Source organism: Alienimonas californiensis (assembly GCF_007743815.1).
Taxonomy (GTDB): Bacteria; Planctomycetota; Planctomycetia; order Planctomycetales; family Planctomycetaceae; genus Alienimonas; species Alienimonas californiensis.
In genome coordinates, this window is the sequence record NZ_CP036265.1 from 4,767,069 (window position 1) to 4,779,029 (window position 11,961).

The window sequence follows — 11,961 nt, forward strand, 5'->3', positions numbered from 1 at the left end:
GGGAACATGACGCACGCCCCCAACCCCGCCGCGGCTCCGTCTGAGACCGCGGACGCCCACCCGCACGCGAACTACCTCGCGGTGTTCGGGGCGTTGTGCGCCCTGACGCTGGTGTCGGTCGGCTTTGATCTGCTGCCGAACCCGCCGAAGCTCGTGCTGGCCGCGTTGGTGTTCGGCGTGGCGATTGCGAAGGCGTACTGCGTGATGGCCTGGTTCATGCACCTCAAGTTTGAGGGGGCGTGGAAGTACATTGTGCTAGTGCCGACCTCGCTGCTGGGGCTTGGACTGGTGCTCGCCCTGCTGCCGGACATTGGCATCCACTACTACACCGTCGAGGCCGACCCGACCGACGCCGTCGCCTCCCTCGCGGAGAATGAGGACGGTCCCGGGATGCGGGCCGAGCCGGAGGCGGGCGAATGACCGCTGCCGTCGCTGCTCGCTCGCTGACCTACCGCTACGGCGACCGCGTCGCTTTGAACGACCTCTCGTTCGAAGTCGCGGAAGGAGAACTGTTTGGCTTGCTTGGCCCGAACGGCGGGGGGAAGACGACGCTGTTTCGCGTGCTCTCCACGTTGGTCCCGCCGCAGGGGGGCGAGGCGAGCGTCGGCGGTTTCGACGTGCGGAGCGACCCGGACGGCGTCCGCGGCGTGCTGGGGGTTACTTTCCAGTCGCCCAGCCTCGACGCCAAGCTGACCGTGCGGGAGAACCTCACCCACCACGGCCACCTGTACGGCCTGCGGGGGGCGGCGCTGCGAGAACGGCTGGCCGCGGTGTCGGAGCGGCTGGGCGTGGCGGACCGCCTCGGCGACCTGTGCGGCGGGCTGTCGGGCGGATTGAAGCGGCGGGTTGAGATCGCCAAGGGATTGCTCCACGACCCGCGGGTCCTCCTGCTGGACGAGCCGAGCACCGGTCTGGACCCGACGGCCCGATTCGCCCTCTGGGAGTTGCTCCGCGATCTGCAACGGGAAGACGGCGTGACCACGCTGGTCACCACGCACCTGATGGAAGAAGCCGAACGCTGCGATCGGTTGGCGATCCTCGACGCCGGCCGATTGGTCGCCGAGGGGGAGCCGGACGACCTGCGGGCGGCGGTCGGGGGCGACGTGCTGACGCTTTCCACGGAGCGGCCGGACGAACTGGCGGAGGCGGTCCGCGGCCGATTCGACCTCGCCCCCACCGTGCTGGATGGCCGCGTGCGGATCGAAACCCCCGCTGGCCACGAGGCCCTGCGGGACGTCATGGCCGTCTTTGGAGCGGAGGTGACGCAAGTGACGCTCGGCAAACCCACGCTGGGCGACGTGTTCACCGCCCGCACCGGCAAGCGGTTCGAGACCGGCGCCTGAACCGCGGCGCTGTCCCGCGCGTCGCCGACGCCTAAGCTGGGCGGGAAGGCCCCGACCACCCCGTTCCGAGCTCCCGATGGACGAGACGAACCAGCGCGAGGCGGACGCGTTCATGCGGCACTTCAAGCTGCTGATCGCCGTCTGCATCGTCGTGCCGGGGGCGCTGTTCATGGCCGGCGCGATCTACCTCGACCAGCGGCTGGCGACGGTCGAGGAGGGGCTGGACTATCGCGAACCGACGGGGCAATCGGCGGACGCCGCCGACGCCCCGGACTCCGCCAGCGACGACCGGGCGGCGGTCGTGCCCGTGCACCCCGCGCGGGGGCAAACCGTCTACGTACCCGCCTACTCGCACGTTTATCACGAGAAGGGCGACGCCCACCTGCTGACGGTCACGCTGTCGGCCCGCAACACTGACCCGGACCGCGATCTGGTCGTCACCCGCGTCGCCTATCACGGCACGGACGGGCGGGAGATTCGCTCCTTCCTGAAGCAACCGATCCGGCTGAGGCCGCTCGCCTCGACGGATTTCCTGATCACCCGGGAGGACACTAGCGGCGGCAGCGGGGCGAATTTCCTGGTGGAGTGGGTGTCGGCGGAGCCGGTCAGCGAACCGGCGTTCGAGGCGGTGATGATCGATACCCGGGGCGGGCAGGGGATCGCTTTCGTACGGCCCGGGATCGTGGTGCGGGAGACAATCCGCGGCGTGACGGTGCCGCCGACCGGCCCGCCGGCGGACGCCGGCGATTGATTGGCGGCGAAAAGTGCAGTTCCGCGCGGGAGACGTCATTCTGACGCCCGCTGCGCCCCCGCGACTGCTTACCCTACGTCGCCGCTGCGAGGCGTTCCGTCCCGTCGGCCTCGCCTCCTTGCACCCCTGAATCGCTTCGAGTTTGGCTCCCGCAGAGATCGAACCGTTCTTCTGTCCTGTCGCGTCCGATCCAACGCGGTTGGCGGCGTTGGCCGAGAGCGGGTTGCTGGATTCGCCGCCCGAGGAGGCGTTCGACCGCCTGACCCATTTCGCCGTCCGCCTGTTGGACGTGCCGGCGGCGGTGGTGTCCCTGGTCGATGAGCACCGGCAGTTCTTCAAGAGCGCCGTCGGACTGCCGGAACCCTGGGCGACTCGCCGAGAGACACCGCTGTCGCTTTCGTTTTGCCAGCACGTCGTGGGCGACGGGGAGCCGCTGGTGATCGTGGACGCCCGCGCAGATCCCCGCGTGGCGGAGAACAAGGCGATCGAAGAGTTCGGCGTGATCGCCTACGCCGGCATGCCGCTGCCGGACCCGAACGGCCACGTGCTGGGGGCGTTTTGCGTCATCGACGGAAAACCGCGGGAGTGGTCGGAGGACGACCTGGCGGTGTTGCACAGCCTGGCCGCCCTGGCGGCCGCCGAGCTGAGGTTGCGGGCGATGAACCGCCGCTTGAACGCGGAGAACGACCGCCTCGAGACAGCCGTCGCGGCGCGAACGGCGGATCTGAAGGCGGCGGCCGACGACCTGCGGGCCGCTGCCGAGGCAGTCCAAACCGCGGCGAGCGCGGAGCGCGACCGGCTGGCCCGCGTGCTGCACGATCATCTCCAACAACTACTCGTCGGCGCGAAGATGACCCTCGCCGCCGGCGGACCGCGGGAGGACGCCATCGGCTTCATCGAGGAGGCCATCGCGGAGTCGCGTTCCCTCGCGGCGGAACTCAGTCCGCCGGTGCTGCGGAGCCGGGGGCTGGCGCCGGCCCTGGACTGGCTGGCCGCCCGCACGACGCAGCGGCACGGCCTGCGCGTCTCCACGGACTGCGATTCCGCCCTGTCCAAGGCTCTGCCGCCCGCCGCCGCCGCCGTGCTATTCGAGGCGGCCCGGGAGCTGCTGCTCAACACATTGAAGCATGCGTCGGCCCGAGCAGTCGCCGTCCGCCTGAGGACCGCGGAATTCGACGGGGCGCCCGCGGCGGAACTGACGTTCCGCGACGACGGGTGCGGCTTCCCGGACGGCGAAGGCGACTTGGGCGCCGGGGACGGCTCCGGTCTGGCGAACCTGCGGCTGCGGGTCGCCCAGTGGGGCGGAACCGTCGCGACCGACAATCAGGCCGAGGGCGGGGCGATCGTGAAACTCAGGCTGCCCCTGCCGCGCGACTGACGGCGCCTGACGGACGCCGCGGCGGATCGACCCGGCCGGCGTCGCCCGGGGGCATGGCGCTTCGCGGCGGACGGGCCCTACGATGGGGCGATGAGCGCCGCCCTCGCCGAAGCCCCCGCCGCCGTCGCGGCCCCCGCCGCACGCCGGGCGGCCCCCACGCCCTCCGTGATGCTGGCGGCGTTCAGTCTGGCGCAGCGGGAACTGGTGCGATTCTTTCGGCAGCGCACCCGGGTCGTGGGGGCGCTGGTTCAGCCGGTGCTGTTCTGGGTGGTGCTCGGCGCGGGGATGCGGTCGGCGTTCGACGCCCCGGCGTACGCCGACGGGTTGGAGATGAGCTACCAGGCGTACTTCCTGCCCGGCGTCGCCGCGATGATCGTGCTGTTCACGGCGATCTTCGCTACGATCAGCGTGATCGAGGACCGCCGCGAAGGGTTCCTGCAAGGGGTGCTCGTGGCGCCGGTGCCGCGGGCGGGGATCGTGCTGGGCAAGGTGTTCGGCGGGGCGGCGATCGCCTTCCTGCAGGCCGGCCTGTTCGTGTCCCTCGCCCCGCTGCTGAACCTCGTGGGGCTGGCGCCGGGGGTCGAATATGGCTTCACCGCCTCCTCCGTGCTGCTGACGGCCGGGTGGATCGCGCTGCTGTCGGTGGGGCTGACGGCGCTGGGCTACTGCATGGCCTGGCCGCTGGACAGCACGCAGGGGTTCCACGCCCTGATGAGCGTCGTGCTGCTGCCCATGTGGTTGCTCTCCGGGGCGGCGTTCCCGGCGGACGACGGCTGGCTGAAATGGGTCGTTGCGGCGAACCCGTTGACCTACGGCGTGGCGGGCCTGCGACGGGCGATGACCCCGGCGATCGCGGACGTACCGGCGACGCTCACCCTGCCGGGTGCCGGCGTCGGGGCGCTGGTGTTCGGGGGGTTCACGCTGGTCTGCCTGATCGCCGCCGTGCTGATGACCCGCCGTCGGCACCCCCGTGAGGCCCGCTGAGGCGTCCGGGAGTCCGCTTCCGCGAGGGGCGGTGAGGCGCCGCAGGCGTCGGCCCCAGCGTTCGCCCGGCGAGTTTCGTATCATGGGGCATGGCTGAATCGCTCGCCCCCGCCCAACGTCCCGCCCGTCGACCGCTGCTGTGGATCGGCGCCGTGCTGTGGGGGGCGGTGTTCGTCGCGCTCATCGCCGCGTTCTTCCTGCGGGGGGATCGCTCCGCCCCGCCGGAGCCGGGCGTGGAACTCGTCGCCGCCGACGGCGGGGAGGCCGGTGCCCAACTGCTCCCGAACGGCGAAGCGCCGCCGGCGGAGCCGATCTACGACCCCGAGGGGCTGCCGGCGTTCGCCCTGACGGAGCGGCGGGGGGCGACGGTGACGCACGAAACGCTGGAAGGCTCCCCCTGGATCGCCGGCTTCGTCTTCACCCGCTGCGCGACGGTCTGCCCGCGGGTGACCAAGGCGATGGCGGACCTCCGCAAACCCTTGGAAGGCAGCGGCGTGAAATTGGTCTCCTTGACCGTCGACCCGGAGTACGACACGCCGGAAATCCTCACCAACTATTCGGACTTCTATAACGCCAAGGAGGACGAGGACTGGCTCTTCCTCACCGGCGATCGGGGCGAAATCTACACGCTGATCGGCGACGGATTTAAACAGCCGGTCGGCTACGAAGACGGCCACGTCGACCCCAATCAGGCCATCTTTCACACCAACAACCTGATGCTCGTCGGCCCGGACGGGGTGGTGCGGGGGAAATACAATTCTCAGAACCCGGGAGAGATGGTGAAGCTCCGCCGGGCGGCGCTGGAACTGGCGGGGAACGCCGAAGCGGCGCCGGCTGACGCCGCTCTCGCCGACGACGCTCCCGCCGACGCCCCGGCGGGAGCCGGCGAATGACGCCGGAGATCGCGGAGAAGCTGGCCCGGTTGCCGGAGTGGGCGGCCTGGTTGCCCACGATCAACGCCGTGCTGAACGGCCTCGCCGGCGTGCTGCTGGCCGTTGGGCTGTACTTCCAACGCACCGGGCGGATCGAGTCGCACAAGCGGGCGATGCTGTCGGCCCTGGCGGTCTCGGCCGTCTTTCTGGCCTGCTACCTCCTGTATCACGCGGTCCTGACCGGCAGCACCGGCCTGCGGGGGCGGCCGTTCGAGGGCGAGGGCGTCTGGCGGTGGATTTACTTCACGATCCTGATCACGCACGTTGTGCTGGCGGCGGTGGTGCCGGTGGGTGCCGTCGTCGCCGTCTGGCGGGCTATGAAAGGCCGGTTTGACAAGCACGTGGCCGTCACCCGCTGGCTGTGGCCGGTGTGGATGTACGTCTCCGTGACCGGAGTGGTGATCTACGGGATGCTTTACCACTGGCCGGCCGGGTAGACTGGAACCATGCGAACCGCCGTCGTCGCCGCCGTACTTTTCGCCGCGCTGGTGGCCTGCCCGGCGGCCGCGGAGGCCTGCCCGATGTGCAAGGCCGCCGCGGAGTCGGACGAACGCCTGCCCCGGGCGTTCTTCGCCTCGATCCTGTTCATGATGGGCATGCCGATCGCCCTGGCGACCGGCTTCGGCGTCGCCTTCTGGCGGCTCTCCCGGCAAACCGGGAACGAAAACCTGCAGGACTGGCCGGCGGCGGACGGTTCCGCCGAAGGGTAATTTTTGCAGGGACCGCGTCCCGCTCAGGCCTGCCGGCTCACAGCCGGACCAGCGGGTCCCGCTCCACGTCGCTGGGACGCACTGGCAGATTCGGGAAGTATCCGGCGAGTTCCTTCGCAAGCTCCTCCATGCTGAACCGCTCGCTGGCGTAGTGCCCGACGAGGATCAGCCCCACCCCGGCGGTGCGGGCTTCGAGCGCCGTGTGAAAGCGGGCTTCGCCGGTGACGAAGACGTCGCAGCCGGCGGCGATCGCGTCCGAGAGATACTCCCCGGCACTGCCGCAGGCGACGCCCACGGAACGCACCGGCCGTTCGGTCGGCACGGCGTCCACGCCCGGCAGGTGCATCACCGCCTTCACCCACTGGACGAACTCGGCGAAGGACACCTGCTCCTTCCGCTTGCCGATCCGCCCGGCGCCGCGGGGGACGTCGTCGCCGATCGCCTCGGTCAGGTCCTTCCGCACCCGCAGCGGTCGGGGGTCCGCGAGCCCGAATCCCCGGGCCAGGCGTTCGTTGATGCCCCCGGCCGCATTGTCCCAGCGGGCGTGCGGCGAGAACACGGCGACGCCGGCCCGCACCAGGTCCAGGGCCATCCGGCCCTCGGCAGCGTTCGTCGTGAGCTGCTGCACGGGGCGAAAGAAGATCGGATGGTGGGCCACGATCAGCCCGTCGCCGCGTTCGATCGCCTCGGCGGCGACGTCCGGGGTGAGGGTCAGGCAGGTGGTGATCGAGGCCACCCCCGCCGCGGGATCGCCCAGCAGCAGGCCGGTGTTGTCCCAAGATTCGTGCAGATCCGGCGGAGCGAGCCGATCCAGCAGGGCGACGCAGTCGGCGACGGTGACGGGGGCGACGGACACGGCGACGGGCGGGCGGGGGACGGGAGTTCCAGATTAACGTCGTCTTCGCCGGCGAGAATCTCCGCGCCTGCGAACGTCCCGTGCCGGCCGAGCGGCGTTCAGGGCTCCGCCGCCGTGGCCGCCGGCGGGTCGCCGAGGGTCCAACGGCGGTTCAGCACCCGGACGCCGTTCATCTCCGTACAGCGCAGCCAGACCTCTCCGCCGGCGGCGGCGGCCGGCAGACGGTGGAGGAAGGTGTGTTCGCCCGTCGGGAGGGGACCGGTTTCGAGGCTCACGCGGGCGGCTCCGGGAATCTGCACGTCGCAGCGAAACGCCGGGGAGGAGCCGTCCGGCAGTTCGTTGATCAGCGTCTGCGTGACCTCCCAGGCGCCGTCGGGCAGGCGGCGATCGCTCACGTTCAGCCGCAGGCCGGACAGCCGCACGGTGGCGGTGCGGGGGACGCGGAGCGTTTCGCCGTCGAGGCCCTGCCGGGTCAGTCGCACCACGACCTGGTGATCGCCCAGGGAGACGTCCGGCGGTTGCACGACGGTGAATTCCACCGTCGCCTCCTCATCGGCCTCCGCGGTCACTTCGACCTGGGCCGGCGAGATCGTCCAGCCCTCCGGCAGCTCCGGCGCCACGAGAAACGTGGCCGCCTCGACCTCCGAGTTCAGGAACCGCACCCGCAGCGGCTGGGGTTCCTGAGAACTTTGCAGCACGCCCTCGTTCTCCAGTAGGACGCTGAGCCGCAGGCGGAGCAATCGTTCGCTGACCCCGGTCAGGAACGTCGGCTCCTCGGACCACGACACCCGATGACGAACGTCTTCCACGGGAACGGCGAAGGGGCGGCCGATCGCGTCGCGGCCGACCGGCGTCCCGCCGAGTCGCAGGGTCGCCGTCCCGGCCGCCGCGCCGCGGACCGCGATCACGGGGCCCCGCGGCGTCTGAAACGCCAACGCCTCGGGTTCCTCCCACGCCCGCAGGTCCGGGAAGCGGAGCGTCCCGAGAAAGGTCCCTTCGCGGAGCAGCACGGAGGCGGTGCGGAAGGGCAGGAAGCGGCCGGTGGGAGTGCCGTCGGCCAGGAACAACCCGCTGTCGCCGGACGCGGCGCCCTCCGCGAATGTCGGACCGGCTCCGGCGGCGGAGGCTTCGATCAACTCCCAGAGGAACGGCGACGGATCGCCCTGTGCCGGCACGATCCGCCACGCCCCCGAAGGCCCTCCGACGGCGCCGGCCAGCACGGGTTGATCCGCCCCGGCGTCGATCGGTCCGGCGACCATCACCCCCGGGGCGGCGGCCCGCAGCAGCCCGCCCGCGGTCGGCTTCGTCCGCGGGCCCGCCGCCGGCGGTTCACGATCTTCGCCCAGTTGCCAGTGCCGCACATGGACCGCCAGGGGTTTAGCCAGCTGCTCTACCGTCCCCGCGGGATTCTCGAGGGCGGCGACGGCGTCGGCCGTGGCCGCGCCGGGACGGTCGAAGTTCTCCGCGGTCAACTGCACCACGGGGCGCAGGTGGAGGGCGCGCACCGCGGCGGCGAAGCGTTCGTCCGCCTCCGGATCGCCGGCGCGCCAGCGCACCCAGCCGGCCCCGGCGGCGGCGGCGGCCTCGGCGATCCGACCGGCGGCCGCCTCCGGGGCGAGGTTCAGCGCGACCCCGAAGCGGCCCGCCCCCGCGGCGACGCCCTCCGGCAGATCCAAGGGATCGGCGACGGCGATCCGCAGCGTTCGGGCGTTCTCCGCCGCCCCGGCGGCGGTCGTTGCCGTCACTTCCCATAACCCGGGCGTCAGCGGCCCGATCGTCGGCAGGGCCGTAACCTCCGAGCCGACCCGCACCGGGTCGAGCGGAACCGGAACCGCCGGCGCCCCCGGCTCGTCCACGTTCCGCACGGTCACGGCGAGGCTCGGCGCCGGGCCGTCCACGGGCGCCCCGGAGAGCGACAACCGCAGCCCGACCAACTCTCCGGGCGCGACCAGCGGGGCCGTCCCGATCCGATCCAGCATGAGGAACGGCTCCGAGAACAGCTTGAGGTCGTCGAACCACGCCGCCCCCCCGACGGACACCGCCGAGCCCGGGACCAGATGACACCCGACGACCGCCCACACCGCGCCGGGCACCGGCGGGGCGGGGCCGATGGCGACCGTGCGGCCGCTCGGCGTGGTGGTGCGGCTGACCGGCTCGCTGAGGAACCGCGCCAGCCGCACGTGGTGCACGTCCAACAGCGACAGACTGACCACGGCGGCGCAGCCGTCCAGCCCCTCGGTGCGAATCCGGGCCGTCAGCCGCAGCGCCGGCCGGCCGGTCAGCCGCACCGGCGGGGAGTACGCCGCCGCGGCCCCGCCGTTCGCCGCCACCCACAGGGCCGCCCCGTCGTCGGCGTCGCCGGAGCGGGGGGGAAACCCGCCGGGGTCGATTTCGACCGGCACGAAGTGCGGGAACGCCGCCCCCCGCCGCCGCAGCCAGCCGTCGGGCCAGCGGTCGAAGTCGAGGTCCTCATCGCCGCCGAAGCGCCACTCCGCCAGCGGGGCGGTGGCGTCGACGGCCGCCGGCGCCTCCGTCGCCGCCACGTAACTCGGCGGCGGGGGCACGAGCAGGGCGGCGGCGGCGATGAGCGGGGACACTCCGGTTCCATCGACCCGCCCGGGTCGGAACCGCGACGCCCGTCGTTAGAATCGGCACGGCCCCACCCCCGCGTCGTCATTGCGACGGTTCGCCCCGTTCCCGTTCCGCCCCGTTCCCCGGAGTTCCGGCCCCTTGATTCGCCTCGCCCTGCCGACGTTCCTGGCCCCCGTCCCGCTGCGGGCGGCCCTGGCCCGCGTCGCCGACGCCGGCGCCGACGGCGTGCGGCTGGATTTGCGGACCGAACTGCGGGCCGCGGACTTGTCCGCCACCGCCGCCCGCGAACTTCGGCATCACCTCGGCGAACACGGGCTGAAGGCCGGCCCCGCGGTCTTTCCCACCCGCGGGACGCTCTATGAGGAAGACCGGTTGGAGGAACGAGTGGCCGGCGTGGTCGCGGCACTGAACCTCGCCGCGGACTTGGGCTGCGGCACGCTCTCGTTCCGCCCGTTCCGCCTGCCCGCCGCGGACGCTCCCGCCGCCGCCTTGCTGACCGAGGTGCTGAACGATCTCGCCCGGGCCGGCGCCCATGTCGGCGTGATCCCCTGCCTGACGCCCGCCGGCGACGTGGCCCGCGTCGCGGAGGTGCTGGACCGGGTGACGACCGGCCCGTTCGGCGTGAACTTCGACCCGGCCGCCGTGCTGCTGGGCGGCGGGGAGGTCGTCGCCGCGCTCCGCACGCTGCACGACCGGCTCGAAACCGTGACCGCCCGGGACGCGATCAGCGACGGGGCCGGGGGGAAAGAGGTCCGCGTCGGCCGCGGTGAGGTGGACTGGGAGGAAACGCTCGCCCTGCTGAACGAAGCCGGCTTCAAGGGGTGGGGGACCTGCGATCGCACGACCGGCCCGGACCCGTTCGGCGAGGCGAGCCGGGCGCTCGGCTACCTACGCTCGGTCGCCTCGCCGTGAGTCACGGCGAAGCCCAGATGGAGCCGCTGAGCGTCTCGGACCTGACCGGGGCGATCAAGGAGGTCCTGGAGACGGCCATCCCCGCGGTGCGGGTGGCGGGGGAGCTGTCGAACGTCGTGCTCGCCCGCAGCGGGCACCTGTACGCCACGCTGAAGGACGACGCCGCCCAGATCCGCGTCGTGATGTGGAAGGGCAAAGCCTCCCGCCTGCGGTTCGAACCGCGGGACGGGCTGGCGGTGATCTGCGAAGGAAACGTCGAGGTCTACGCCCCCCGCGGGGCCTACCAGTTGATCCTCGCGGCGATGCAGCCGGAGGGGGTGGGTTCGCTGGAACTGGCGTTTCGGCAGCTTCAGGAAAAGCTCGCCGCGGAGGGGCTGTTCGACCCGGACCGCAAGCGCCCGCTGCCGACCTTCCCCCGCCGGGTGGCGCTCGTCACCAGCCCGACGAGCGCCGCGGTGCGCGATGCCTTGCAGGTGCTCCGCCGGCGCTGGCGCGGGACGGACGCGATCGTCGTGCCCACCGCGGTGCAGGGGGACGGCGCGGCGAAACAGATTGCCGCCGCGCTGCGGACCGCTGGCGGCCTGTCGGGGGTGGACGTCGTGCTGCTGATCCGGGGCGGGGGCAGCCTGGAGGACCTGTGGGCCTTCAACGAGGAGCCGGTCGCCCGGGCCGTCGCGGCCTGCCCGGTTCCCGTCGTCTGCGGGGTGGGGCACGAGATCGACGTGACGATCGCGGACCTCGTCGCCGATCGCCGGGCGCTCACCCCGTCCGAGGCGGCGGAGTTGGCCGTGCCGGACGGGCGGGAAATCGAAGCGTTCGTCGCCGACGCCGCCGAGCGCCTGCCGCTGGCCCTGCGTCGGCGGGTCGCCACGGAGGCCCAGCGGTTGGACGAACTGGACGCCCGCCTCGCCGACGCCGGCCGCCGTCGGGTGGAGCGGGGCACGCACGAACTGGAACGGCTGGGCGGTCGGCTGCACGCGCTCTCCCCGCTGGCGGTGCTGGGGCGGGGGTTCTCGCTGACCCGACAGGAAAAGTCTGTGCTGACGGACGCCGCCGCGGTGGCCGTCGGCGATGAGGTGACGACGCGATTGGCCCGCGGGTCGATCCGCTGTGAGGTTCTGGAACGCACGGAGGATGAGGAATGACTGAGAACGCACACGCCGGCCGCGACGAACCGCCCTTCGAGGAGGCGCTGGACGACCTGCGCGCCGTGATCGCCGACCTGGAGGGCGGCCGGCTGGGCCTGGAGGAGTCGCTGGCCCGGTTCGAGGCCGGCGTCGGTCTGCTGCGGCGCTGCCGGGCGACGCTGGAGCGGGCCGAACGCCGCGTCGAACTGCTGACCGGCGTGGACGCCGACGGCGAGCCCGTCACCGAACCGTTCGACGCCTCCGCGACCGCGGAGCAGGCGGGAGCCGGCCGTCGGGACGCCGGAACCGCGAAGTCCCCGCGAAACCGCAGGCGGGCGGCGGACGAGGACGAACCCGACGGGTTATTCTGAGTCTG

The 11,961-nt window shown here is 72.3% G+C and carries 13 protein-coding genes; 11 read left to right on the forward strand and 2 right to left on the reverse strand.

Annotation, left to right across the window (positions count from 1 at the left end; all coding sequences use genetic code 11):
- Nucleotides 1-6 precede the first annotated feature (6 nt).
- The 8 genes from CA12_RS18895 to CA12_RS18930 all read left to right on the forward strand — a co-directional run bounded on the left by CA12_RS18895 (nucleotide 7) and on the right by CA12_RS18930 (nucleotide 6,098).
- Nucleotides 7-420, forward strand: a complete 414-nt coding sequence (locus CA12_RS18895; protein ID WP_145360635.1) for a cytochrome C oxidase subunit IV family protein — start codon at nucleotides 7-9, stop codon at nucleotides 418-420.
- On the forward strand, nucleotides 417-1,343 hold the full coding sequence (locus CA12_RS18900; protein WP_145360637.1) for an ABC transporter ATP-binding protein: 927 nt from the start codon (nucleotides 417-419) through the stop codon (nucleotides 1,341-1,343). Before CA12_RS18895 ends, CA12_RS18900 begins: the two co-directional genes overlap by 4 nt.
- 76 nt (nucleotides 1,344-1,419) lie before the next feature.
- Nucleotides 1,420-2,094, forward strand: a complete 675-nt coding sequence (locus tag CA12_RS18905) for a DUF3124 domain-containing protein (RefSeq protein ID WP_145360639.1) — start codon at nucleotides 1,420-1,422, stop codon at nucleotides 2,092-2,094.
- A gap of 142 nt (nucleotides 2,095-2,236) precedes the next feature.
- Complete coding sequence (locus tag CA12_RS18910) at nucleotides 2,237-3,472, forward strand: GAF domain-containing sensor histidine kinase (protein WP_145360641.1); 1,236 nt, start codon at nucleotides 2,237-2,239, stop codon at nucleotides 3,470-3,472.
- Nucleotides 3,473-3,562: 90 nt separating this feature from the next.
- Complete coding sequence (locus CA12_RS18915) at nucleotides 3,563-4,456, forward strand: ABC transporter permease (RefSeq protein ID WP_145360643.1); 894 nt, start codon at nucleotides 3,563-3,565, stop codon at nucleotides 4,454-4,456.
- An 89-nt stretch (nucleotides 4,457-4,545) separates the two neighbouring features.
- Nucleotides 4,546-5,349, forward strand: coding sequence for an SCO family protein (locus tag CA12_RS18920; protein WP_145360645.1), 804 nt, complete (start codon nucleotides 4,546-4,548; stop codon nucleotides 5,347-5,349).
- The gene (locus tag CA12_RS18925) at nucleotides 5,346-5,825 is read left to right on the forward strand and encodes a DUF420 domain-containing protein (RefSeq protein ID WP_145360646.1); all 480 of its coding nucleotides are present in this window, start codon (nucleotides 5,346-5,348) and stop codon (nucleotides 5,823-5,825) included. Before CA12_RS18920 ends, CA12_RS18925 begins: the two co-directional genes overlap by 4 nt.
- 9 nt (nucleotides 5,826-5,834) lie before the next feature.
- Nucleotides 5,835-6,098: a hypothetical protein gene (locus CA12_RS18930; protein WP_145360648.1), complete on the forward strand. Its 264-nt coding sequence runs from the start codon at nucleotides 5,835-5,837 to the stop codon at nucleotides 6,096-6,098.
- Nucleotides 6,099-6,135: 37 nt separating this feature from the next.
- Here CA12_RS18930 and CA12_RS18935 read toward each other — a convergent pair whose 3' ends face one another.
- Together CA12_RS18935 and CA12_RS18940 are read right to left on the reverse strand one after the other, a co-directional pair.
- On the reverse strand, nucleotides 6,136-6,954 hold the full coding sequence (locus CA12_RS18935; RefSeq protein WP_145360650.1) for a Nif3-like dinuclear metal center hexameric protein: 819 nt from the start codon (nucleotides 6,952-6,954) through the stop codon (nucleotides 6,136-6,138).
- A 98-nt stretch (nucleotides 6,955-7,052) separates the two neighbouring features.
- Nucleotides 7,053-9,551, reverse strand: coding sequence for an NEW3 domain-containing protein (locus CA12_RS18940; RefSeq protein ID WP_145360652.1), 2,499 nt, complete (start codon nucleotides 9,549-9,551; stop codon nucleotides 7,053-7,055).
- Nucleotides 9,552-9,684: 133 nt separating this feature from the next.
- Here CA12_RS18940 and CA12_RS18945 point away from each other — a divergent pair, with 133 nt between their 5' ends.
- Genes CA12_RS18945 through xseB form a run of 3 tightly spaced genes read left to right on the forward strand, consistent with a single transcriptional unit; the run spans nucleotide 9,685 to nucleotide 11,956 of the window.
- Nucleotides 9,685-10,458 carry a sugar phosphate isomerase/epimerase family protein gene (locus CA12_RS18945; RefSeq protein ID WP_165700862.1) on the forward strand — a complete coding sequence of 258 codons (774 nt, stop codon included), beginning with the start codon at nucleotides 9,685-9,687 and terminating at the stop codon, nucleotides 10,456-10,458.
- Nucleotides 10,455-11,603, forward strand: a complete 1,149-nt coding sequence (gene xseA, locus CA12_RS18950) for an exodeoxyribonuclease VII large subunit (RefSeq protein WP_242688029.1) — start codon at nucleotides 10,455-10,457, stop codon at nucleotides 11,601-11,603. The genes CA12_RS18945 and xseA overlap by 4 nt, the downstream gene beginning before the upstream one ends.
- Nucleotides 11,600-11,956, forward strand: coding sequence for an exodeoxyribonuclease VII small subunit (gene xseB, locus CA12_RS18955; protein ID WP_145360656.1), 357 nt, complete (start codon nucleotides 11,600-11,602; stop codon nucleotides 11,954-11,956). The genes xseA and xseB overlap by 4 nt, the downstream gene beginning before the upstream one ends.
- Nucleotides 11,957-11,961 lie beyond the last annotated feature (5 nt).

Bases quoted from the DNA above. Each gene is read 5' to 3' on its own strand.
- CA12_RS18895 (WP_145360635.1), top strand. From the start codon at position 7: ATGACGCACGCCCCCAACCCCGCCGCGGCTCCGTCTGAGACCGCGGAC.
- CA12_RS18900 (WP_145360637.1), top strand. From the start codon at position 417: ATGACCGCTGCCGTCGCTGCTCGCTCGCTGACCTACCGCTACGGCGAC.
- CA12_RS18905 (WP_145360639.1), top strand. From the start codon at position 1,420: ATGGACGAGACGAACCAGCGCGAGGCGGACGCGTTCATGCGGCACTTC.
- CA12_RS18915 (WP_145360643.1), top strand. From the start codon at position 3,563: ATGAGCGCCGCCCTCGCCGAAGCCCCCGCCGCCGTCGCGGCCCCCGCC.
- CA12_RS18920 (WP_145360645.1), top strand. From the start codon at position 4,546: ATGGCTGAATCGCTCGCCCCCGCCCAACGTCCCGCCCGTCGACCGCTG.
- CA12_RS18925 (WP_145360646.1), top strand. From the start codon at position 5,346: ATGACGCCGGAGATCGCGGAGAAGCTGGCCCGGTTGCCGGAGTGGGCG.
- CA12_RS18930 (WP_145360648.1), top strand. From the start codon at position 5,835: ATGCGAACCGCCGTCGTCGCCGCCGTACTTTTCGCCGCGCTGGTGGCC.
- xseB (WP_145360656.1), top strand. From the start codon at position 11,600: ATGACTGAGAACGCACACGCCGGCCGCGACGAACCGCCCTTCGAGGAG.